The sequence below is a fragment of the Fodinicola feengrottensis genome (assembly GCF_010993775.1).
Classification (GTDB): domain Bacteria; phylum Actinomycetota; class Actinomycetes; order Mycobacteriales; family HKI-0501; genus Fodinicola; species Fodinicola feengrottensis.
Genome location: NZ_WOTO01000003.1, coordinates 35,181 through 54,733 on the forward strand (window position 1 = coordinate 35,181; position 19,553 = coordinate 54,733).

The 19,553-nt window shown below is 65.0% G+C and carries 21 protein-coding genes and 3 pseudogenes; 14 read left to right on the plus strand and 10 right to left on the minus strand.

The window, feature by feature from the left end:
• Positions 1 to 70: 70 nt before the first annotated feature.
• The 6 genes and pseudogenes from GNX96_RS48355 to GNX96_RS62325 form a co-directional block, all read left to right on the plus strand.
• Positions 71 to 421: pseudogene (locus GNX96_RS48355) on the plus strand (alpha-N-acetylglucosaminidase N-terminal domain-containing protein); the annotation flags it as partial.
• 161 nt (positions 422 to 582) lie between these two features.
• Entirely contained in the window at positions 583 to 2,100 is a 1,518-nt protein-coding gene (locus GNX96_RS03010) for an alpha-N-acetylglucosaminidase (RefSeq protein ID WP_279579206.1), read from the plus strand.
• Positions 2,101 to 2,140: 40 nt separating this feature from the next.
• Positions 2,141 to 2,644, plus strand: a complete 504-nt coding sequence (locus GNX96_RS03015; RefSeq protein WP_163566929.1) for an NEW3 domain-containing protein — start codon at positions 2,141 to 2,143, stop codon at positions 2,642 to 2,644.
• Between the two features lie 150 nt (positions 2,645 to 2,794).
• On the plus strand, positions 2,795 to 3,991 hold the full coding sequence (locus tag GNX96_RS03020; RefSeq protein WP_163566930.1) for a discoidin domain-containing protein: 1,197 nt from the start codon (positions 2,795 to 2,797) through the stop codon (positions 3,989 to 3,991).
• A gap of 204 nt (positions 3,992 to 4,195) precedes the next feature.
• Positions 4,196 to 6,076 (plus strand): GH92 family glycosyl hydrolase, encoded by a 1,881-nt coding sequence (locus tag GNX96_RS03025; RefSeq protein WP_279579207.1) that lies wholly within the window; start codon positions 4,196 to 4,198, stop codon positions 6,074 to 6,076.
• Positions 6,009 to 6,374, plus strand: a pseudogene (locus tag GNX96_RS62325) (glycoside hydrolase domain-containing protein); the annotation flags it as partial. The gene GNX96_RS03025 and the pseudogene GNX96_RS62325, both read left to right, overlap by 68 nt.
• On the opposite strand, the gene GNX96_RS48365 reads toward GNX96_RS62325, so the two are convergent.
• Positions 6,344 to 6,535 (minus strand): hypothetical protein, encoded by a 192-nt coding sequence (locus GNX96_RS48365; protein WP_279579317.1) that lies wholly within the window; start codon positions 6,533 to 6,535, stop codon positions 6,344 to 6,346. The pseudogene GNX96_RS62325 and the gene GNX96_RS48365 sit on opposite strands and share 31 nt — an antisense overlap.
• Here GNX96_RS48365 and GNX96_RS48370 point away from each other — a divergent pair.
• From GNX96_RS48370 to GNX96_RS03035, 3 genes are read left to right on the plus strand one after another with little or no spacing between them, the layout of a single operon-like run.
• On the plus strand, positions 6,461 to 6,910 hold the full coding sequence (locus GNX96_RS48370) for a ricin-type beta-trefoil lectin domain protein (RefSeq protein WP_279579209.1): 450 nt from the start codon (positions 6,461 to 6,463) through the stop codon (positions 6,908 to 6,910). The two genes, GNX96_RS48365 and GNX96_RS48370, sit on opposite strands and share 75 nt — an antisense overlap.
• A gap of 23 nt (positions 6,911 to 6,933) precedes the next feature.
• Positions 6,934 to 7,752, plus strand: a complete 819-nt coding sequence (locus GNX96_RS03030; protein ID WP_279579210.1) for a SecDF P1 head subdomain-containing protein — start codon at positions 6,934 to 6,936, stop codon at positions 7,750 to 7,752.
• A 45-nt stretch (positions 7,753 to 7,797) separates the two neighbouring features.
• Complete coding sequence (locus GNX96_RS03035) at positions 7,798 to 8,589, plus strand: nuclear transport factor 2 family protein (RefSeq protein ID WP_163566932.1); 792 nt, start codon at positions 7,798 to 7,800, stop codon at positions 8,587 to 8,589.
• On the opposite strand, the gene GNX96_RS48375 is transcribed toward GNX96_RS03035, so the two are convergent.
• Both GNX96_RS48375 and GNX96_RS48380 read right to left on the minus strand, forming a co-directional pair.
• Positions 8,535 to 9,017, minus strand: a complete 483-nt coding sequence (locus GNX96_RS48375; protein ID WP_279579211.1) for an alpha/beta fold hydrolase — start codon at positions 9,015 to 9,017, stop codon at positions 8,535 to 8,537. The genes GNX96_RS03035 and GNX96_RS48375 overlap by 55 nt on opposite strands.
• 29 nt (positions 9,018 to 9,046) lie before the next feature.
• On the minus strand, positions 9,047 to 9,289 hold the full coding sequence (locus tag GNX96_RS48380; RefSeq protein WP_279579212.1) for an alpha/beta fold hydrolase: 243 nt from the start codon (positions 9,287 to 9,289) through the stop codon (positions 9,047 to 9,049).
• A 216-nt stretch (positions 9,290 to 9,505) separates the two neighbouring features.
• Here GNX96_RS48380 and GNX96_RS03045 point away from each other — a divergent pair, with 216 nt between their 5' ends.
• On the plus strand, positions 9,506 to 10,123 hold the full coding sequence (locus tag GNX96_RS03045) for a peptidoglycan-binding domain-containing protein (RefSeq protein ID WP_279579310.1): 618 nt from the start codon (positions 9,506 to 9,508) through the stop codon (positions 10,121 to 10,123).
• Positions 10,098 to 10,175: pseudogene (locus GNX96_RS62330) on the plus strand (hypothetical protein); the annotation flags it as partial. The gene GNX96_RS03045 and the pseudogene GNX96_RS62330, both read left to right, overlap by 26 nt.
• Before the next feature lie 32 nt (positions 10,176 to 10,207).
• Here the strand turns inward: GNX96_RS62330 and GNX96_RS03055 are convergent.
• Together GNX96_RS03055 and GNX96_RS03060 are read right to left on the minus strand one after the other, a co-directional pair.
• Positions 10,208 to 11,134 carry an arginase family protein gene (locus GNX96_RS03055; protein WP_279579213.1) on the minus strand — a complete coding sequence of 309 codons (927 nt, stop codon included), beginning with the start codon at positions 11,132 to 11,134 and terminating at the stop codon, positions 10,208 to 10,210.
• Complete coding sequence (locus GNX96_RS03060; RefSeq protein WP_163566933.1) at positions 11,127 to 11,852, minus strand: GntR family transcriptional regulator; 726 nt, start codon at positions 11,850 to 11,852, stop codon at positions 11,127 to 11,129. The genes GNX96_RS03055 and GNX96_RS03060 overlap by 8 nt, the downstream gene beginning before the upstream one ends.
• A gap of 199 nt (positions 11,853 to 12,051) precedes the next feature.
• Here GNX96_RS03060 and GNX96_RS03065 point away from each other — a divergent pair, with 199 nt between their 5' ends.
• On the plus strand, positions 12,052 to 13,224 hold the full coding sequence (locus GNX96_RS03065) for a serine hydrolase domain-containing protein (protein WP_279579214.1): 1,173 nt from the start codon (positions 12,052 to 12,054) through the stop codon (positions 13,222 to 13,224).
• Positions 13,225 to 13,278: 54 nt separating this feature from the next.
• On the opposite strand, the gene GNX96_RS03070 is transcribed toward GNX96_RS03065, so the two are convergent.
• On the minus strand, positions 13,279 to 14,160 hold the full coding sequence (locus GNX96_RS03070) for an NAD-dependent epimerase/dehydratase family protein (protein ID WP_279579215.1): 882 nt from the start codon (positions 14,158 to 14,160) through the stop codon (positions 13,279 to 13,281).
• A gap of 88 nt (positions 14,161 to 14,248) precedes the next feature.
• On the opposite strand from GNX96_RS03070, the gene GNX96_RS03075 reads away from it, so the two are divergent.
• The gene (locus GNX96_RS03075) at positions 14,249 to 14,665 is read left to right on the plus strand and encodes a MarR family winged helix-turn-helix transcriptional regulator (RefSeq protein ID WP_163566934.1); all 417 of its coding nucleotides are present in this window, start codon (positions 14,249 to 14,251) and stop codon (positions 14,663 to 14,665) included.
• Positions 14,666 to 14,801: 136 nt separating this feature from the next.
• Here GNX96_RS03075 and GNX96_RS62335 read toward each other — a convergent pair whose 3' ends face one another.
• From GNX96_RS62335 to GNX96_RS03090, 3 genes are all read right to left on the minus strand, one after another.
• Positions 14,802 to 14,993, minus strand: a complete 192-nt coding sequence (locus GNX96_RS62335) for an HNH endonuclease (protein ID WP_390623893.1) — start codon at positions 14,991 to 14,993, stop codon at positions 14,802 to 14,804.
• Positions 14,918 to 16,045 carry a DUF222 domain-containing protein gene (locus GNX96_RS03085; protein WP_163566935.1) on the minus strand — a complete coding sequence of 376 codons (1,128 nt, stop codon included), beginning with the start codon at positions 16,043 to 16,045 and terminating at the stop codon, positions 14,918 to 14,920. The genes GNX96_RS62335 and GNX96_RS03085 overlap by 76 nt, the downstream gene beginning before the upstream one ends.
• Positions 16,046 to 16,395: 350 nt before the next feature.
• Complete coding sequence (locus tag GNX96_RS03090; protein WP_279579216.1) at positions 16,396 to 17,433, minus strand: hypothetical protein; 1,038 nt, start codon at positions 17,431 to 17,433, stop codon at positions 16,396 to 16,398.
• A 159-nt stretch (positions 17,434 to 17,592) separates the two neighbouring features.
• On the opposite strand from GNX96_RS03090, the gene GNX96_RS03095 reads away from it, so the two are divergent.
• Positions 17,593 to 17,943: a hypothetical protein gene (locus tag GNX96_RS03095; RefSeq protein ID WP_163566937.1), complete on the plus strand. Its 351-nt coding sequence runs from the start codon at positions 17,593 to 17,595 to the stop codon at positions 17,941 to 17,943.
• Here the strand turns inward: GNX96_RS03095 and GNX96_RS03100 are convergent.
• Positions 17,940 to 19,529, minus strand: coding sequence for a right-handed parallel beta-helix repeat-containing protein (locus GNX96_RS03100; RefSeq protein WP_279579217.1), 1,590 nt, complete (start codon positions 19,527 to 19,529; stop codon positions 17,940 to 17,942). The two genes, GNX96_RS03095 and GNX96_RS03100, sit on opposite strands and share 4 nt — an antisense overlap.
• Between the last annotated feature and the right edge of the window lie 24 nt (positions 19,530 to 19,553).

Below are 19,553 nucleotides of genomic sequence, written 5' to 3' on the forward strand. Positions count from 1 at the left end.
GCCACAGTGATCCGCAATCAACTTTCGAAAGATACCTATTAAGATTCCGGCGGCCCTGGAGAGGGGAACCATGCGGGGCGAACTCCGTGTCTGGGCGGCTGTTGCGGTGGCCGCGCTGGCCGCGTCCGTACTGCCGGCCGCTGCCGCGGCGGCTGTGACCACGGCAAAAGCAGCGCCTTTCGATTCCACCCCGGCCGAACAGGCGCTCGTACGACTCATTGGCCAGAGTGATGCCGACCAGGTGAGTTTGCAGGCAGTCAGCAAAACCAACGGCCAAGACTTCTTCAACATTTCCGCCAGCGGAACGCAGGTTGTCATCTCCGGCACCACGCCGGCGGTGCAGCTGACCGGCGTCGGGTGGTATCTGAAGTACGTCGCGCACGCGGACATCGGGTTGGACGACAGCCAGCTCACTCTGCCGGCACAGCTGCCGTTGCCGGCGCAGCCGATCCACCACAGCGCGTCGGTGGCGAACAGGTTTGCGTTGAACGACACCAACGAAGGCTATTCCAATCCCTATCTCAGCTGGCCGCAGGGCAGCAGCACCGGATCGACGTGTTGGCCCTGCACGGGATCAACGAAGTGCTCGTTTACGAAGGCCAGGAAGCGGTCTACCAGCAGACTTTCCAGCAGTTTGGCTATTCCGCCGACGACCTGCGCGGCTGGATCCCGGAGCCTGGACATCAGCCGTGGTGGCTGCTGCAGAACGAATGCTGCGTCGGCGGCCCGATGTCCCAGCAGCTGATCGACCAGCGGGCCGGGCTCGCCAAGAACATCGCCAACCAGCTGCAGGCCCTGGGCATGACTCCGGTGCTGCCCGGCTATTACGGCACGGTGCCACCGAATTTCGCGGCCAAGAACGCCGGCGCACGAGTGCTGCCGCAGGGTGACTGGGCTGGGTTCGCGCGACCGGACTGGCTGGATCCGAACAACGCGGTCTACGCCCAGGTGGCGGCCGCCTTCTACGCCGCTCAGACCGCCCTTTTCGGGGCCAGCACGATGTACAAGATGGATATCCTGCACGAGGGCGGCGACCCGGATGGCATTGATATTGGCGGTGCTTCGAAGTCGATTCAACAGGCCCTGGAAACCGCTCATCCCGGTGCGATCTGGGCGATCCTCGGCTGGCTCGCCAACCCCCTCCCCGCCTTGTTGAACGCGGTGGACAAGTCCAAGCTCCTGGTGTTGGACAGTGATTCCGACGACTCTGCGCCAGAACCGAACCGGGACTCCGACTGGAAGGGCACGCCGTACGCCTTCGGCACCATTTGGAACTTCGGTGGGCACACCAACACCGCCGCCATGGTCAAGGTGTGGAACCAGCGATTTTACTCCTGGCTGGGAAGATCCGGGACGGTGATGAGCGGCATCGCGGCGATGCCCGAGGCGATCGACAACAATCCGGCGGCTTTCGAGTTCTTCACCGAGATGGCCTGGCAGGACGGGCCGGTCGACGTGGACACCTGGTTCGCCAACTACGCCACCGCGAGGTACGGCGCGGTGGACGCGCATGCGCAGGCGGCCTGGAAGGCGATAGAGAACACCGCCTACTCCATCACCGTCGATCCCCGCGATGCGACCAGCTATTTCGAGCAGGCGCCCGGCTTCGGTCCGTTGAATTCACTCGGGTACGACCCAGCCGCCTTCGCCGCGGCGCTGCCGCAGCTGCTACAAGTCGCCCCAGCGCTGCGAAACTCCACGGCCTATCAAGACGACCTGGTCGATGTGGCCAGACAGGTGATGGCGAACGGCAGTCGTACGTTGCTGCCGCAAATCCAGTCGGCGTACAACGCCAAGGACATCGCCGGTTTCGAGCGGCTGAGCGGGCAGTGGATGACGAACATGCGACTGCTGGACCAGTTGTTGGGCAGCGACAGCAACTACTTGTTCGGCAGCTGGCTGGCCGGCGCGACCGCCGAGGCCGGCTCACCGGCCGAGGCCGCCAATCTCCGGTACGACATTCGATCGATGGTCAGCATCTGGGCAACGGGCGCGGCGGGAGTGAACGACTATGCGCGCCGGGAGGACAACGGGTTGGTGGGGGCGACTATTACGCCAGCCGCTGGCGGCTCTTTTTCGCTGGCCTCGACCATGTGCTGACCTCTGGTGTGGGGCGGTTCCGTCGAATGACTGGACCGCGATGGCACAGGCCTTCGCCAACGACGACGGTGGCAATCCGCGTTATCTGACCCAGCCGGAGGGAGACTCGTACGCGCTCGCCACTCAGGTCGCCGCGGACAATCCGACCCGCGGAGTGACGGTGACGGCCAACCCGGTTTCGGCGCAGCCCGGTGGAACTTTCCCGGCCACCGCGGTTTTCGCCAACCAGAGTGGTCAGGCAACGCAGACCGTGCACCTTTCCCTTGCCGCGCCGGCTGGCTACACCGTCTCCGCGACCACTTCGACCACCACCTCCGGGGTCGCGGCCAACGGGACATTCTCGGCCACCTGGAACGTGACGGTCCCAGCCACCGCGGCGGCTGGCAGCGTACCGACGCTCACGGCGCAGTCGTCGTGGGTCGTTGCCGGTATCACGGGCACACACCGCATCAGGCACTACGAGGGCGCTGGTCACCGGCGGTGTTTCCGGGACGTACAAGACCTTCTCCTCCAACGGGGCTGGGTTTGCCCAGTCTGGCAGTGATTTCGCCATCGCCGGCGGCGGTGCGGACGTCTGGGGTGCCACGAACGAGTACGGTTCGGTCTTCCTGCCGGACACCCTCGCCACCGGGCATGCGGCCCAGACTTTGGTGACTTCGCAGGACAACACCTCGCATGGGCGCGAGCCGGCCTGATGACCCAGACGGACATCCCCGGCGCTGGATCGGGTGGGTACGCCACCATAGCGGTCACTCCCGCGCACGGCTGTGTCTTCAGCTGGGACACCAATGGTGACGGTCAATTGGATGCCAACACCGAGGTCGACGGCTTCGCGCCGGCTGTCTATGTCCGGCTCGGCCGCGACGGCGACCAGTTCACCGGATCGTGCGGCAGCGACGGGAAAAACTGGACGACAGTCGGTTCGGCGACCCTCTCCGGTACGAGCCCCAGTGAGGACGTCGGCCTGTTTATGAGCGCCGCCAACGCGGACACCGGCCGGCTCGGGGTCGCCCAGTTCTCCGGACTCACGATCGGCTCGTACGCGCCGCCAGCCGCGGCCGACGATCCAGTGGTGAGCGTCGGAAAACCGGTGGCGACGGAGTCCTCGGAGGGCGGCAATCCGCCGACCGCGGCCAACGACGGCAACCGGGGAAACGACCCGTACTGGGGGGGCTGCGTGATTCCACCCACCGGCGGTGCCTGGTGGCAGGTCGACCTTGGCATCCTCACCGACGTTTCCACAGTGAACGTGCGAAACTACGTCGACGGCAGCAGGTATTACACATATCAGCTGTTGGGCAGTGCCGACGGCACACATTTCTTCGCGCTGGGCGGCAAGAGCGGTGCCAGTCCGGCCACCGACGGCGGCGAGACCTTCGCTGTGCAGGCGGAGGCCAGATATGTCCGGGTGGTCGGACTGAGCGATTCCGCCAACACCAGTTTCCACCTCAGCGAGGTCAGTGTGCGGGGCCACCAACCGCTGGTGAGCGTGGGAAGGCCGGTGACCGCGCTGTCTTCCGAGCCGGGAAACCCGGCCACCGCGGCCAATGACGGCAGCCGCGGGAACGACCCGTACTGGGGGAGCGTGATCCCGGCCAGCGGTGGCACCTGGTGGCGGGTCGACCTCGGCCAGCTGACCAACGTTTCGTCGGTCAACGTCCGGAACTATGTGGACGGCACCCGATTTTACACTTACCAGGTGCAATCCAGTACGGACGGCACCACATTCTCCACTTTCGCCAGCAAGACGAACGCGAATCCGGCCACCGATGCCGGCGACGCGTACAGCGCGCCGGTTCAGGCGCGGTATATCCGCATTATCGGGTTGAGCGACTCAGCGAACAACAGTTTCCATCTCACCGAGGTCAGCGTCTACGGCCGCCCGGCCTGATCAGGGGATCTTCAAGCCATTCTCGACCGGCGTACGAGTGCGGTTCGCTCATTCCGCCGCTGAGCACGGATACCGCACACCTTTCGTTCCGATTGCGGCCAGTAATCGCGGTTGACCTTGACACAGGAGACTTGTCCGGAGTTTTCTCGTGGATGTTCGCGCACGTGTAACCCATCCGGCACCGGACGCGAGGGACGACGTTTCATGATCCCATCAGGCAGATCTGGATTCCGATCACTGTCGATCGCGGCGGCCTGCGCCGCGGTCGTCGGTGCGATGCTCGCCGCTCCCGGCCAGGCCGCGCAGGCGGCGACGCTGGTGAGCGACCCGGCTTCGGTGGTGAGCCCGTTCATCGGCACCACCAACAGCGCGGACGACTTTCCCGGCGCGGACGCACCTTTTGGCATGGTGCAATGGAGTCCGGACACGCCGAGCCGGCCAGACGGCGGTGGTTACGAGTACAACGACTCGTCCATCACCGGATTCAGCCTGACCCACATGTCCGGCCCGGGCTGCCCGGCGGACGGTGACATTCCGATCCTGCCCCACCACCGGCGGCATCAACACCGGCGCCACCGACGCTTTCACGCACGCCAACGAATCCGCGAACGCCGGCTATTATTCGGTGGGCCTGAACAACGGGATCAAGACCGAGCTGACCGCGACCACCCGCAGTGGCATGGCCCGTTTCACCTTCCCCCGTCCACCACCCAGGCCAACCTGATCTTCAAACTGACCGGCGGCGCGACCGGTGACTCGGCGACAAGTTGGGCGGTCGTGGGCACCAACGAGGTGCAGGGATCGGTCACCTCCGGTCATTTCTGCGGCGCTGGCAACACGTACACGGCATATTTCGACATGATCTTCGATCAACCCTTCACCACCAACGGCACCGCGATCGCCAAAACTTCGGCAGTGGCACCGAGCAAATCCAAACTGCATGGAGCCCTTCCGCGCACCGGCGTCACCCCGAAGGCGGCCGCGGCTGGTCCGAACAACGGCTACGTCACCTTCAACACCACCGGAAATCACGTCGTACAAGCCAAAGTCGGCCTCTCGTACGTGTCGACCGCGAACGCGGCGGCCAATCGTACGGCGGAGAATCCGAACTGGGACTTCGACGCGATCCACACGGCTACCCACAGTTCCTGGAACACCTTGCTCAATCGCGTCCAGGTCGGTGGCGGCACGACCGCGCAACAGCAGATCTTCTACACCGCGCTCTACCATTCGTTGCTGCACCCGAACGTCTACTCGGACAGTAACGGCCAGTACATCGGGTTCGACAACAAAACCCACACCGTGGACAGCGGACACTCGGCCTTCTACGCCAATTTCTCCGGCTGGGACATCTACCGCAGCCAGGCACAGCTCTCCGCGCTGGTCGCGCCGGGCCAGACCAGTGACATCGCGCAGTCGATGATCGACGAATACCAGCAGAGCGGGATGTTCCCGAAATGGGCGCAGAACAACGGAGAGTCGTACGTGATGGTCGGTGATCCGGCCGACGAGATCCTCGCCGACTACTACGCCTTCGGCGCGACGAACTTCGACGCCGCCACCGCGTTGGCCGACATGGTGAAGCAGGCGATGGGTCCGACGAACATCCGGCCTGGCCTGAACTACCTGAACAGCCCCGGATATCTGGCCAGCGACGGCGCGTACGCATGCTGCAACTTCTATGGCGCGGTGTCCACTGAGCTCGAATACAACAGTGCGGACTTCGCCATCTCTGCGTTGGCTGGCGCGCTGCACGACACCGCCAACCAGACCACCTTCCGGAACCGCGCGCAGGACTGGCAATACACCTTCAACCCGTCCAGTGGCTTCATGCAAGGCAAAACAGCGGCCGGTAGCTGGGCCGGCGGGTTCAATCCGGCCAGCTCGGACAACTTCGTCGAGGGCACGTCGTGGCAGTACACCGGGATGGTGCCGTTCAACATCGCCGGCCTGACCGCGGCCAAGGGCGGAAACGCCGCGATGATCAGCTATCTCAACAGCGTGCTGGCCGGTTTCCATGGCAGCGGCGGAAGTCAGGCCGATCCTCGGCAACGAGCCGAGCCTTTACCTTCCCTGGGAATATGACTACGTCGGTCAGCCGTACCAAACCCAGCGGATCGTACGGCAGGTGCAGGACCAGATCTGGACCGACGCGCCGGGCGGCCTCGCCGGCAACGACGACCTCGGCGAGATGAGTTCCTGGTACGTGTTTTCCGCACTGGGCATGTATCCGGAGACGCCTGGCACCGCGGACCTCGCGCTGGGCAGCCCGCTTTTCTCGCAAGCGGTGATAACCCTGCCCAGCGGCAACACGTTGACGATCAACGCACCGCAGGCGGCGGACAACGCGCCTTACGTCCAGAGCGCGTCCTGGAACGGCACCGCCTGGAACAACGCGTACGCGCCCACCGCGGCGCTGACCAGCGGCGGCACTTTCGCTGTCACCGAAGGAACTTCGGCCAACACCAGTTGGGCGAGCGGGTCCACCGCGGCGCCGCCTTCGTACGCCGGCAGCGGCCGACCGTACAAGACCGGTGCGATCACCTCTCGGCGATTCCGGGACTGTGCCTGGACACTCGCGGCAGCGGTACCGCCAATTCCACCGCTGTCCAGGTCTACGGCTGCAACTCAACCGGTGCGCAGATGTGGGCCATGGTGCCCGATGGCACGATTCAGGCGCAGGGCGGCTGCCTGGATGTGTCCAACAGCGGGACCGCTGACGGCAGTCTGGTTCAGCACTACGAGTGCAACGGCAGTGGTGCTCAGCAATGGCGAGCGCAGTCCAACGGCGCGCTGCTCAACCCGGAATCGGGTAAATGTCTGGACGATCCGAATTCCAGCACCGCCAACAGCACCCAGGTGCAGATCTACACGTGCAACGGAACCAATGCCCAAACCTGGGCAGTGCCCTCCACATAAGTAGACTTGACAGCTCTGCGAGGGTGGCCTTGGGACGCGCCCTCGCAGAGCGCATTGTCGAGTGGAGGAGATCGGGTGGCATCGCTGTCCGCACCGCCGCCGCGGCGGCGCCGCACCGGGTTGGTCTGCTGCTGCTGCTGATCCTGGTGCCGTCGCTGCTCGTGGTCGCGTTGATTTTCGCTGTCGGGTTGTACGTTCTCACCACTCTCGGGCCCGGCCAGAACCTGCCAGCGGGGTGGCCCACCGCTGGTTTTGTGGTCTCTGGCAACCCCACCAGCGACACCCGCGACCAGGTCGGCAAGATGTTGGTCGCACGTGCTGGCGGCAGCGCGCGGTACACGACGCGGCCAAACGGAGTGCTCATCGGCGTTCCCCTCGCCGAAAAGTCGGCCCTGCAGCGAATCCGGTCGCTGGCTCCGATCCACACCGATGTCGAGTTCCGTCCGGTGTTGAGCACCGGCACCTCCGGTGCGGCGAGCGTTCTGCCTTCGCTGGACGGGAAAAACACGTACCAGGTCGGCCCGGTGGCGATGACCGGCGTCCATGTCAGCGCCGCCGAGTCGGCGGCATCCTCCAACAGCCCCGGCGACTGGCAGGTGACAGTGTCGTTGGACGCCGCCGGCGCGAAGGAATTCGATGACGTCACCGCCCGGCTGGTCGGCCAGGAGCTCGCGATCGTGGTGGCCGGCACGGTGGTGTCGGCGCCGATGATTCAGGACGCGATCACCGGTGGACAGGTGATCGTGCAGGGCAAGTTCAGCCACGCTGACGCGGACGGTCTCACCGCCGCCTTTCAGCTCGGGCAGCACCCGGTCACGGTGAATGTCGGCAATCCAGGCTGACTATGACTGACAGACGGTGTCAGTCATTGCTCGTACGGTTGTCTCATGCCAACTGAAACGGACATCAAAGCACTAGTCGACAGTTACGCCGCAGTCTGGAACGAAGGCGATCCGGCGGCTCGCCGGAAGGCGATCGCTCACCTGTGGGCCGACGACGGGGTGGAAGTCCTGCCCTCCGGCGAAATCCATGGCCATCAGGCACTGGAGACCCGCATTCGTGAGGCGTACGAACAGTTTGTCGCGGGCGGCGGCTTCGTTTTCCGGGTCGCGGCAGACGTGATGGCACATCACGACGCCGTCACCTTTACCACCCAGATGGTGCCGGCCGGTGGCGGTGACATCGCCTGGTCCGGGTCGATTTTCCTGCTGCTGGACGAGAACGGGCGGATCCGGCGCGACTACCAGTTCGCCCCGATCGTGCACCCGGCGGTGCGTACGGTCGAGGAGTTTCTGCGCAGGCTGGCCGAAGGTGACCTTGACGGGCTCGCTGAACTGTTTGCGCCGACGGTTGACTGGCAGCTCGACTGGCCGGCGCAGGGGCATCCGGCGGTGCCCTGGATTCGGTCCCGCTCGACCCGCGCCGACGTGATCGACCATTTCCGTACGCTGGACGCGTTTCACCTGCCGCCGAAGGAAAAACCGGCGGCGCCCAGCATTCTCGTGGACGGGAACAACGTGGTGGTGCTGGGCGAGATCCGGCAAACCGTACGGGCGACCGGTCGTGCCTACGCGGCGAGGTGTGCGGTGCATCTGACTGTTGAGGACGGGCTCATCACGCGCTATCACGTGTACGAGGACAGCCTCACCGTCGCTGAGGCACTTGCTGCCCCGCGCTGATCAGCGCCGCCGAATGGGCGCCATCGTGGGCACCGGGTCGTGGGTAAGGAAATCCAGGATGACCTGGTGGCAAAGCGCCGGCTTTTCCACCAGCAGGCCATGGGAGGTGCCGGGGAGCACCGCGAGTTCACCGGCGGCAGCGCCTCGTACATGGTGACCGCGTGCTCGAGCCGGACCTCGTCGTCGTCGCCCAGCAGCACCAGGGTCCGGTTCGGTAGCCCGGCCAGCTCCTGGACCGTCACTGTCGGTCCGTCGGCGTGCATCTGCTGTAGCTTCAGCGAAAAGTCGTCGTCGGCCGCGCCGTCCAACACTCCATCGTGCCAGCCGTCCCGGTGAAAGACGCCAGCCGCGAACACCAACCTTGCGACCAGATCGGGCCGTCGCAGCGCGGTCAGCAACCCCACGATGGCGCCATCGCTGCAGCCCATCAGATCCGCCGGCTCGCCGACCACCCGTCTCAAAAAAATGCGATGGTGTCTTGCGCGCCCTGCTCGAATGTGTACCGGCCGGCCACGTCCGGTGTGTTTCCATGGCCACGCCTTTCCGGTGTATAGATGTGAAAATGTTCGGCCAGCGGACCGATATTCACCTCGAACGCGGCCGCGCCGTAGCCGCCAGGATGCAGCAGAACGAGCGGCCGTCCTGTCCCGTATTCCTCATACCAGGTGCGTACGCCATCAAGATCCACATAGGTTGCCATCCCTTGACTCTCGCAGCTGGTGGTCCGCGGTGGAAGGACGAAGTTCGCAAGACAGTCTTGCGCCAACCAAAACAACGGGACTCTTTGACGTTGCGAGAGAAGTCGGTCCGAATGCGGACTACGTATCTATTGTCGCCCATATGAAACTGGTCAGCTTTCGTGTCATCATCTTTCGGAGTGGCCGGATGGTGGCGAAAGGTGGGCGTCGTGTCTGCTATGCGGAAGAACTTCGTTCGGCTGTTGGTGCTGACGGCAACTCTTGGGGCAATGGCAGCACCGGTCGCGGCGGTGGCCGCGCCGACGCCGATCACCATTTCCTCGCCGTCGTGCCCATCGGTGCTGAAACAAGGCGAAAAGGACGGCTGCGTCACCGATCTGCAGACGCGACTCAATCGCTATTACGCGCTGTTGGGGGTTGACGGGGATTTCGGCTCGGACACCTTGGCCGCGGTGAAAACGTATCAGTCGGCGCAGGGACTGTCGGTCGACGGTGAGGTCGGGCCGGCGACGAAACAGTCGTTGCTGCGGACCATGGCGACGCCACCGCCGGGTCTCGCGACCGGTGGTGGCGCCAGTACGATCGTCCAGCACGCGACCGCGATCAAGAACGGCGCGGCCGAACATGGGCTGGCGCGGCGGCCAAATCACGTACGCGGGGGGCGGCGGCCACGGCGGTTCGGCCAAGCCGTCCGCCGGCACCTGCGACGGCTACACCGGTTTTATCAGCCCTTGCCCGGCAGAGGTCACCATCGGGCTGGACTGTTCCGGTTTCAGTCGGTGGGTGTACGACCTGGCCTTCGGCTCGGACGTGCTCGGCGGTGGCACCGCGAATGACCAAATGCACCAGCTACACAAGGTCAGTGCCGCCAGCGCGGTGCCAGGTGACCTGGTTTTTTTTGGTACGTCGTCAAATGCCCATCACGTCGGGGTCTTTGTCGGGCAGCGCGAAAAAAATGATCGACGCCCTGCAGACCGGAACGCTGGTGCGTACGGACTCGCTTCAGTCCGATCTGATTGGCTATTTCCACTACAGCGGCTGAACGGCCGGGTCGGGCCATACCAGGTCGGCGCCGAGTGCTCTGACGAGCCGAGTGATCGCATCGCGGGTGGTCTGGTCGCTGACGCGGTCGGGCAGCCAGGCGCAGGCGATACTGGCGCCCACCACATCAGCGGTGCCGCAGGCGGCGGCGAGGCATTCCTCGATCTGGCTGAGGGGGGCCCTGGGCCGGACGGAAAGCGCAGGTCGGGCAGCTGCGAGCTGTCGATGACGTCCACGTCGAGATGCACGTGGACCGGCGTACGGCCGAGCTCGCCGAGGGCGGCGGTGATCGCGGCCGGATCGGCGGGAACGCGGCGGACCTGGCTGGCGGCCAGGGCGTCGCGTTCGGCGGGGTCGAGGTCCCTGGCGTCAGCGAGCACGACACTGGTCTCGGCCACCGGCCGCAACCCGAGCGCATCGTCGAACAGCTCGGGCGTACGGCCGGTCAGCATCGCTATCGCCATGCCGCCGAGGTAGCCGCTGGTCGATATGGCGGGCGTATTGAAGTCGCCGTGAGCGTCCAGCCAGAGCACGGCCAAGTCGGGTTGGCGGCGCTGCAGCCCGGCGACCACTGCCCTGGCGGTAGGGCAGTCGCCGGAGAGCACCAGCGGCCTGGCGGTACGCGTCACCGCATCGACGGTGGCCTGATGCAGCAGGCTCATCCGGACGGGGACCGGCCCGGGAGACAGGGTCGGGCGTACGACCTGGGTGGTGTTGGCGGGGATGGGGAAGGCCGGGATGTGCTCGTCGAGATGCCAGGGCGAGACGATCAGATCCCAGGCGTCGCCGGTGCTGTGGTCAGTCATGGGGTGTCTCTGCTTCTTTGTGGTGGGTGAGTTTTTGGCGTTGCGCGAGCAAATCGACCAGCCGTTGCAATTCGGCGGCGCCTACTTGCAGGTGCGTGGTGAGTTCCGCCCTGGCTTGTGCCGGGCTGCCGTGCAGCGCGTCCAGTAGCCGACGGTGGTCGTCCGCCGTACGGCCGAGTTCGCGACTGGAGCGTTCGGCCAGTGCCAGGGCGAGGCGCTGCTCTTGCTGGAGCTGTCCATGAAAGCGGCGCAGCCGGGGGCTGCCGGTGGCCGCGACCAGGGTGGCGTGGAAGCGCCGGTCACCGTCCAGCACGGTGTCGATGTTGCCGTGGCCGAAGGCACGTTCTATCTGGTCGACCAGGTCGGCGAGGCTCGCGTAGACCGCCGGATCCCGGTGCTCGGTGAGGGCGTCGGCTGCGGCCAGTTCCACGGCGGCGCGGGCAGCGTAGATGTCGGCGACGTCGGACCCAGTGACTTCCGCGACGACGATGCCGCGGTTCATTTGGTAGCGGACCAGGCCCTCGCTTTCGAGCGTACGTGCGGCTTCGCGCAAGGTGCTGCGGGAGACGCCGAGCTCGGCGGCGAGGGCGACCTCGCGCAGCGGCATGCCCGGCAGCAGCCGCCCGGACAGGATGACCTGCCGTACGGCGTCGACGGCCTGCTCGGTGGTGCTCTGCCGCTGGATGCTCGCACCCAGGCCGGCAATCGGACTCGTCATGCTTCCTGCCTTGAAGTCTTGGCCTGTCGTGAGACCAGGTTATCATATTGTCCGGCAATCTGGCAAGGCCGTGTCAGGGCAGTGACGGTTCCGTGTCAGAGGAGTAGGCGAACGTGGCCGCCATGACTACTTCACCAATGGCGGCTTCAAGGCCGCAAAAAACAGCAGAGGCCGGGTTTTCCGGCGGGCGTACGGCGTAGTGCTGGCTGTCACGCTGCTGGCCAGCGTAGCCACGCCAGGGATGGCCACCGCGCGAACTCTCACCGGGCAGGACCGCCCGGAGCTGCAGCAGGCGATCCAGGCGGTAGCCGATTCGGGGATCGCTGGCGTGCAGTTGCGCGTACACGACAAGAAAGGCGACTGGGTCGGCAGTGCCGGCGTACGCACCCTCGGCGAGTCCGCGAAGCCGCCGACGGATGGAAGGTTCCGGATAGGCAGCACCACCAAGCCATTCACGGCGACGGTGGTGCTGCAACTGGTCGGTGAGGGCAAAATCGGGCTGGACACCCCAGTGGCCACCTACCTGCCCGACTTCGGCTTTGACCGGCGGATCACCGTGCGAATGGTGTTGCAGCACACCAGCGGGCTGTTCAACTTCACCGGCGAATATAACGCCGATGGCACGGTGGTGCCGGGAATTCCATGGTCAGGCAAGGAATGGGTGGACAACCGATTCCACACTTACCAGCCCCAGCAGCTGGTGCGGCTCGCCCTGTCGCAGCCGTTGCGGTTCGCGCCGGGCACGAACTGGAGCTATTCCAACACCAACTACGTGGTGGCCCGGTTGCTGATCGAAAAGGTCACCGGTCGCTCGTACGCTGACCAGGTCCAGCGACGAATTCTGCGGCCGCTCGGGCTGCGGGACACCGTGGTGCCGGGCACCTCGCCGGAGATCCCCGGGCCGCACGCCGACAGCTATTACCGCTATCAGGACGGCGACCAGTGGAAGACGGTCGACGTCACGCGGCAGAATCCCTCCTGGATTTCCAGTGCCGGTGAGATAATCTCCACCACAAAGGACATCAATACCTTCATTTCCGCGCTCCTGGGTGGAAAGCTTCTCGCGCCCGCGCTGTTGGCGGAAATGCTCAAGCCGCATGCGACCACCGATCCGACCAGCGACTACGGCCTCGGGCTGTTCGAGTTGCGTGCGGACGCGAACTGCAGCGGCACCGTCCTGATCAACCACCCCGGCGGCGGCGTCCAGGGTTCCGCGACAGCGATGTACAGCACGCTCGACGGCAGCACGACGATGGAGGCCTCGCTGACCTATGTGGACTCGGTGACCCCACCTGGGGCCGCGCTGCAGCAGGCCCAGCAGAATCTCATCAAACTGGTCTTCTGCGGCGGCGGTGAATCAACGCGTCACTAGCGCGGATTCCCGGCCCGCAGCCAAGAAAGATAGTCGGCGACGGCACGGTCGGTGTCATATTCGGGCTGAAAACCCGGTGTCCTCCTGGATCCGGCTGATATTCATGGCACGGCCGTTCCAGGTGCGACCGGCCGGCAGATCCAGGGTGGCATCGGGCACCAGCCGGAGCACCGCGTCGCGAATGTCGCCGTTGGTGGTCAGTCGACCCGAGCCGACGTTGTACGTGTGGTGGTGGAGAGTCGTCGCGGTCTGCACCGCGGCGATGCCCCTGCCGCAGTCCCGTACGTAACACATGTCGATGCCGTCCTCGGTTTTTCCGGCGCTGGGAGGGCTTTCCAGCGCGGTGCCGTGGGCGGCCGCGTGTATCAGCTGTGGCACGGCGAAAAAGCCGGATCGGACCCGGCCGAGCGGTCCCCAGATCGCGCCGATGCGGACGTTGACCACCTCGATGCCGAGTTGGCCGCCGACAAAGGGGCCGAGGATTTCGGCGGTCTTCTTGTACGCTTCAATGACGTTGCCGGCGTCCATTGCCAGCGGTTCGTCTTCGCGTAGCGGTCGCGATGATGCGAGGTCGTACACGCCGATGGTGCTCGCCACGGTCACCCGGGAGACTTTCCAGGCCGCAGCAGCGTGCAGGAGGTTACTGAGGCCGCGAAGGTTGCCGTCCAGGTGGGCCAGTGGATCCGGGTCGAGGATGGAATGCGCGGCGAGGTGCACGATGCCGGTGATCGAGTGTTTCTCGCCGAGTCGGGACCAGGCCGCCCGGTCGGCGATATCGAGTGGCTCGACGAAAATCTGGCTGCCGAGCTCTTTGGTCAACAAGTCGGGCACGGTCGCGTTGCGGTGTTGGGTGAGGACACAGGACTCGCCGAGGTCCGCCAGCGTGCGAGCGGTGTGCGAGCCGATGAAACCGAGCCCGCCGGTCACCAAAATCATGCTTTCTCCTCCATGAAAGGTCAGTTACTAGCTAGCTAACGACATTAGCAGCGAGATCGTTAGCTAGCAAACGAACTATCATGGGGAGATGAACGAGTTCCTCACGCTGTTCACTAGAGCGGCCAAGCTGATGCGTGCCGCGGCCGACGAGTCGATGAGCCAGCATGGCGTACGAGTGGGCCAAAATCTGGTGCTGGAGGCGCTCTGGGCGACCGACGGGCTCACGCCCGGCGAGATCGCCGAGCGGGTGCACCTGAGCACCCCCACGGTGGTGAACACCGCGAACAGGATGGTCACCGGCGGCCTGGTGACAAAGAAGCGGGACCGAACGGACGGCCGGCTGGTCCGGCTCTATCTGACCGACCGGGCTCGTTCGGTGCGCGGCGACATCGAGGCCGGCCGTGATGAGCTGGAACGCCGTGCCACCAGCGGCCTCACCGACGCCGAACGAAAGGCGATGCTGGTCGCGTTCCGCAAAATGATCGCCACTCTGGAAAAAGACTAGAAGCGTGTTGCTGTTAAATCTGGCGCTGTTTGTCGGTGGCTCTCGGGTTCAGGTCTGCTGAGAACGATCGGGTGATGGTTCGTCTGCAGGGTTGTGCGCCGCCGGGTATGGGGTTCCCGGCGGCCGGGTGGCTTTTCTATGCGGCGAGCTGGTTGATGCCGCGGATGGGTCTTCGTTCGCGGTCAACGTACGCGGGCGGCAGGAATTCAACAATTCCGTCAACAATGCGTACATCCCAACCACCGTGGTGCACTAAACGATGGCAGCGATCGCACAGGAGCACGCAATTCTCAAGGCAAGTATGCCCACCATCGGCCCAGTGCTGCACGTGGTGCCCCCTCGTCCAGCGGGGTGGTCGCCCGCATCTGGCGCAGCCTTTGTCTCGCGCGCTATCAAGGCTTTGCGTAGGGCTGGTGTGATGAGTCGTTCGTTGCGCCCGACATCCAGCGGCACGCTGTCGCTGCCCAGCACCATCGGGATAATGTCCGCGTCACACGCCAGCCGGCGGACGCCTTCGGGGGAAATCGGTGCGCCACTGTGCGGATAAGCGACACCGAGCCGGTCCCGCAGCATGTCCCACGTCATCGTAATAGTCAGATGCGGCCGCTCCGCACCCTGGATCGGGAGTTTCCCGGAGTCCGCGATCAGATTCAGGGCCTCCGCGAGCGCGTCCCCGTTGCGCTCGGACACTGACCGCTGATCAGGGGTCCCGTTCTCAGCGGGTCGTGGTTTAGCCAGTGGGCTCAGGATCTCGCTGAAGAGGGTCCCGGTTTCACTGTCGAAGGAGCCACTGAAGTTCAGGCGTCCGTCTGTGCCGGTGTGGAGGGATAGTTCGCGGCGTGGTGTCTCGTTTTCATGTTCGGAGGGCGCGGGTCCGTCGGGGTCCAGGTGATCATGGATGCGTCGCCCTACTTTGGCTAGGCCTGGTGCGGTGTACCGTTTCGCATGTTCCACCAGGGAAGCCTCGGCTTCCTCACGGTCCTTGATGGTCACCCTGGCCGGGAGCCTGGTCACGACCCCAACGATCGTGTCGATCTGGGAGTCGGCGAGTTCCCCGCGGCGCATCGCCTCACTGGCGATGCTGAGTGTGGGTGCGAGGGTTTCCCCGGTGAGGGCTTGGCTGGGGCACAGGTTCAGGGCCCGTTTGTAACGGCGGAACGCCTCTGTGGGGGACAGTCGAAGGAGGTCTTGCAGCATGCCCAGGGTGTTGCGGTGTCCGAGCGTCTTGCCGACGTTTCCTCGGTGGATCGCGGCGACAATGTCCAGCACTTCGACCTGCAGTAGCCAGACCGCTTTTTCTTTCTCCTGTAGCAGCTCGCCGAGCTCGTCCGGGTCACACCTCCAGAGCTCTGGAGAGGTGACTTCGTCGCCGGCGGCCATGACATTAATTCTACCGCCGGCGCCGACAATATGGCCGCGTACGGGCAATCAGGAAATGGATACTTTCACAATAATCCCAACGAAACATAGAGCGCGCGCGTTCAACGCCGACGGGCGAGAACGTTGGGCCTCTGAAATAAAAGCTCAGAAGCGTGGCGCTGATCGCGTCCCATCGACGGCATCGAAAATCCCCGCCAATGCTCCGCCGACAAGTATCGCCAAGTTGTGGGTTGCTCCTATGGCTGTTGTGAATCTGGAGAAGCGCGACCAGGGGAAATTTGCTGTCTGTCTGTCCGCTCTGGAATGGTCGCTGTCAATGTCGAGTCACATGCACCGGGGGGCGCTGGACACTAGAAGCGGTCACATTGGCGGCAGATTGGCCTGGTGCGGGACCAAAATCCGAGTGCGGCGAGCCCGAGCCCGATGCCCCACAGCAGGTAGGCCGGCACCGCAACCCAGAAAAAGGCGAGCCCGAACGGACCAGCATCGAAGGTGCCGGCCGCGCTCTGGAAAGCCAGTTCGGCAAAGGTCACGCCGAAATAGGCGGTCATGCCCAGCGAAATCACGAAGGCCGGTCCCAGCAGCAGCCAGCGCGGCACCCGGCGGCCGGCCAATCCCGTAACCCAGCGCGGAAAGCGCCGTCCCCAGGGGCGTACGAGCGCGAGCGGCAACACCACGCCGGCGAGCAGGAATCCGGCTTCGAATCCGAGCGCCTGCGGTGTCATGCCAACGACCGCCAGCGGAATGCCGTTCGTCCCGACCGCGTATTGGGCGACCAGCCGGAGCAGGCAGCCAGCAATCGCGGCGTAGCCGGCGAAAGTCGCCACCTTCAGCATCCACGGTGGCCGCGGTCGGTCGGTACGACCGCAGGTCAGGCACGCACTACGTTGCTGGCGCTGGTAAACGAGGGTGGTGCCGGCAAGCAGGACCGCGCCCGCTTCGCACGCCAGCCGGGTGGCCAGCGCCGCCGGCTCGACGGTCAGCCCGATGCCGGGCAGCACCACGCTGACCAGATCCAGCAGGAAAAGTGCCGCTTCGGCGGCTAATGCCGTGGTAACTGTCCAAGCGACCGCGACCGCGGCGACCCGGAGTGGCTTCGGGCCGCGGGGCGTACGCAGCATCGGCGCGAGAATCGCGGCCACGGCACACAAAACGGTCGGTAGCCAGCCGCCGACCACCAGATCCGTGCCCAGCGGGGCCACGTACGGCTCGCCATGGATCGCCTGGGAAGCTCGCAGCAGCCCGTACGCGACCGCCCACAGGAGCAGCAACCACCAGCCGTTTCGTTGGTACGCCAAGGCCCACCGGCGGCGGACCGAGGTCGCCGCCTCAACTGTCGTCGTCATGCCACCAGCGTTGCCCGGCCCGCCGGCCACCGCCTCAGCCAAAGGACAGAGGTGCCTCAGCCATCCGACTATGGATAGGCCATGTCACTCGCTGGTGGGGACCGGTCCCGAAACGGGTGGCTAGCATCGGGCCATGATGCCGGCAAAGACTGTTCCAGCACCCGGGGCGCACCGGGAATCCTTTGGATCGCCAACGTTCTGATGTATGTGCAGGCCGTCGCTTCGCTGTTTGTCGCTACCGTGCAACTGATTCAGGTCGTCCAGTTGGTGAGGCACGGTCAGGACGTGCCGGGCCTGCAGTATGTGGGCACGGTGGTGGATCCCTTGGTGGCGGTCGCGCTGCTGATCTCGGCGACTTTCCTGGTCTCCAAACGGTCCTGGGCGCGGCCGCTCGCGTTTGTGGTGGAAGCGATAGGAATCATGGAGGGCGGGCTCAACATGCTGTCCGGTCACGTCCAGCCGGTGGCCGCCATCCTGATCGCCGTCGTCGTGATCGTGCTGCTGACCCGCCCCCCAGTCGGCGACTGGATCGCCGGCCGTACGGTCGTTTAGGCGACTGGCGGTTGGCTGCCCCGATAAGCAGAACGAAGATAGGTGGCGGCGGCCGAGATGTCCTGCGCTAGCAGGGTGCGAAGTTCGGTGGAGTCCGGCATCCGGCCGAGCAGCCGAAGTCGCTGCGACTGCGCCTTGCGGGCCGCCTCGAACAGTCGCCGCGCCTCCCGCGCGTTGCCGTAGCTGGGACTTTCGGCGATAGAACCGAAATAGTCGACCAGCATTCGTTCGGTCGCCTCGTCGAGCTGGTAGTCGCCGTCCGCGACCATTCGGCCGATGATCAGCACCAGGTCCTGCGGAGTGTAGTTGTCGAATTCGATGGTCTTGGAAAACCGGGACGCGAGGCCCGGGTTGGCGGCCAGGAAGTCGATCATTTCGCCGGTGTAGCCGGCCACGATCACGGCAACTTCCTCGCGATGGTCCTCCATGAGCTTCACCAGCGTGTCGATGGCCTCCTGGCCGTAGTCGTTGCCGCTGCCGATCTGCCGGGACAACGTGTACGCCTCGTCAATGAACAGCACCCCGCCCTTGGTCTCCTCGAAAACCACTGCCGTCTTCTCCGCGGTGTGGCCGACATATTGACCGACCAGATCGCGGCGGGAGACCTCGCGGAACTGGCCGCTGGTGAGCACACCGAGCTTTTTCAACAGTTTCCCGTACGTACGGGCGACGGTCGTCTTTCCGGTGCCGGGCGCGCCAGCGAAAATCAGGTGATGGCTGACCGAGCCGACCGCGAGGCCGGCGCCGCGCCGCCATTCGTTCACCTGGATCTCGTCCACCACGGCCCGCACTTCGGCTTTGACGTTGGGCAATCCCACCATGTTGTCCAGATCGGACAGCAGCTGCTCGAGGTCGTCGCCAAACACCGTTGCCGACGGCGTTGTTTCCGCTGTCACTTCCGGGCACGCGCCGTCGGCGATCCGAATGGCCGGCGCGGCGGTGTTTTCCATCCGGCACTTGGTCACCGAGCCGGCGCAGTCCGCGCCGAAGTCGATTCCGACGCCTCGTACGTCGTGAACGGCCGTCGTCATGATTTTCGGTTTGCTTTGCTGTGCCACCGAAATGCCGGCGTGACCGGTCCGCGACACGTCGCAACTCTCAATAGTCGGCCGGGCGTGCTGGTAAATATAGATGCCGCGTTCCCCGCAGCCGCTGATCGTGCACTTGGCGACCTGGGGATCCGCGCCGAAACCGATCACGATGCCGTCACCGGCCACGTTCTCAACAGTGGTGTCACCGATGCGGCCGGACGAACCGTCCACCACGATGCCTTGGCTGGCGCCGGTGATCGTACATTCCCGGATGTGGGCGTTGGCGCAGTTGCGAACGAAGATCGCCGGACCCAACGGCGCGCTGACCGTGCATCGGTCCATCGCGAGGTTGCCGCTGTCGGCCTGCACGCCACCGACCCGGCCGCGAAACTCGATGCCCTGCAAAGTCAGCGATCCGCCCTGCGCGCTGATCACCGGCCAGTCGCATTCCGAGCCGTCCAGCACCACGGTCGCGCCGACGGCGGCCCGAAGCGTGAGTTCTCGGTCCAGCAGCTCAAAAGTCTCCGCGTAGGTGCCGTCGGCGATGGTGAGCACGCCACCGTCCGGGCGGCGTACATC

Excerpts from the sequence above, each read along its gene's own strand:
- GNX96_RS03015 (WP_163566929.1), top strand. The coding sequence starts at position 2,141 with ATGGCACAGGCCTTCGCCAACGACGACGGTGGCAATCCGCGTTATCTG.
- GNX96_RS03020 (WP_163566930.1), top strand. The coding sequence starts at position 2,795 with ATGACCCAGACGGACATCCCCGGCGCTGGATCGGGTGGGTACGCCACC.
- GNX96_RS03025 (WP_279579207.1), top strand. The coding sequence starts at position 4,196 with ATGATCCCATCAGGCAGATCTGGATTCCGATCACTGTCGATCGCGGCG.
- GNX96_RS03035 (WP_163566932.1), top strand. The coding sequence starts at position 7,798 with ATGCCAACTGAAACGGACATCAAAGCACTAGTCGACAGTTACGCCGCA.
- GNX96_RS48375 (WP_279579211.1), bottom strand. The coding sequence starts at position 9,017 with ATGGGCTGCAGCGATGGCGCCATCGTGGGGTTGCTGACCGCGCTGCGA.
- GNX96_RS48380 (WP_279579212.1), bottom strand. The coding sequence starts at position 9,289 with ATGGCAACCTATGTGGATCTTGATGGCGTACGCACCTGGTATGAGGAA.
- GNX96_RS03045 (WP_279579310.1), top strand. The coding sequence starts at position 9,506 with ATGCGGAAGAACTTCGTTCGGCTGTTGGTGCTGACGGCAACTCTTGGG.
- GNX96_RS03055 (WP_279579213.1), bottom strand. The coding sequence starts at position 11,134 with ATGACTGACCACAGCACCGGCGACGCCTGGGATCTGATCGTCTCGCCC.
- GNX96_RS03060 (WP_163566933.1), bottom strand. The coding sequence starts at position 11,852 with ATGACGAGTCCGATTGCCGGCCTGGGTGCGAGCATCCAGCGGCAGAGC.
- GNX96_RS03070 (WP_279579215.1), bottom strand. The coding sequence starts at position 14,160 with ATGATTTTGGTGACCGGCGGGCTCGGTTTCATCGGCTCGCACACCGCT.
- GNX96_RS03075 (WP_163566934.1), top strand. The coding sequence starts at position 14,249 with ATGAACGAGTTCCTCACGCTGTTCACTAGAGCGGCCAAGCTGATGCGT.
- GNX96_RS03085 (WP_163566935.1), bottom strand. The coding sequence starts at position 16,045 with ATGGCCGCCGGCGACGAAGTCACCTCTCCAGAGCTCTGGAGGTGTGAC.
- GNX96_RS03095 (WP_163566937.1), top strand. The coding sequence starts at position 17,593 with ATGTATGTGCAGGCCGTCGCTTCGCTGTTTGTCGCTACCGTGCAACTG.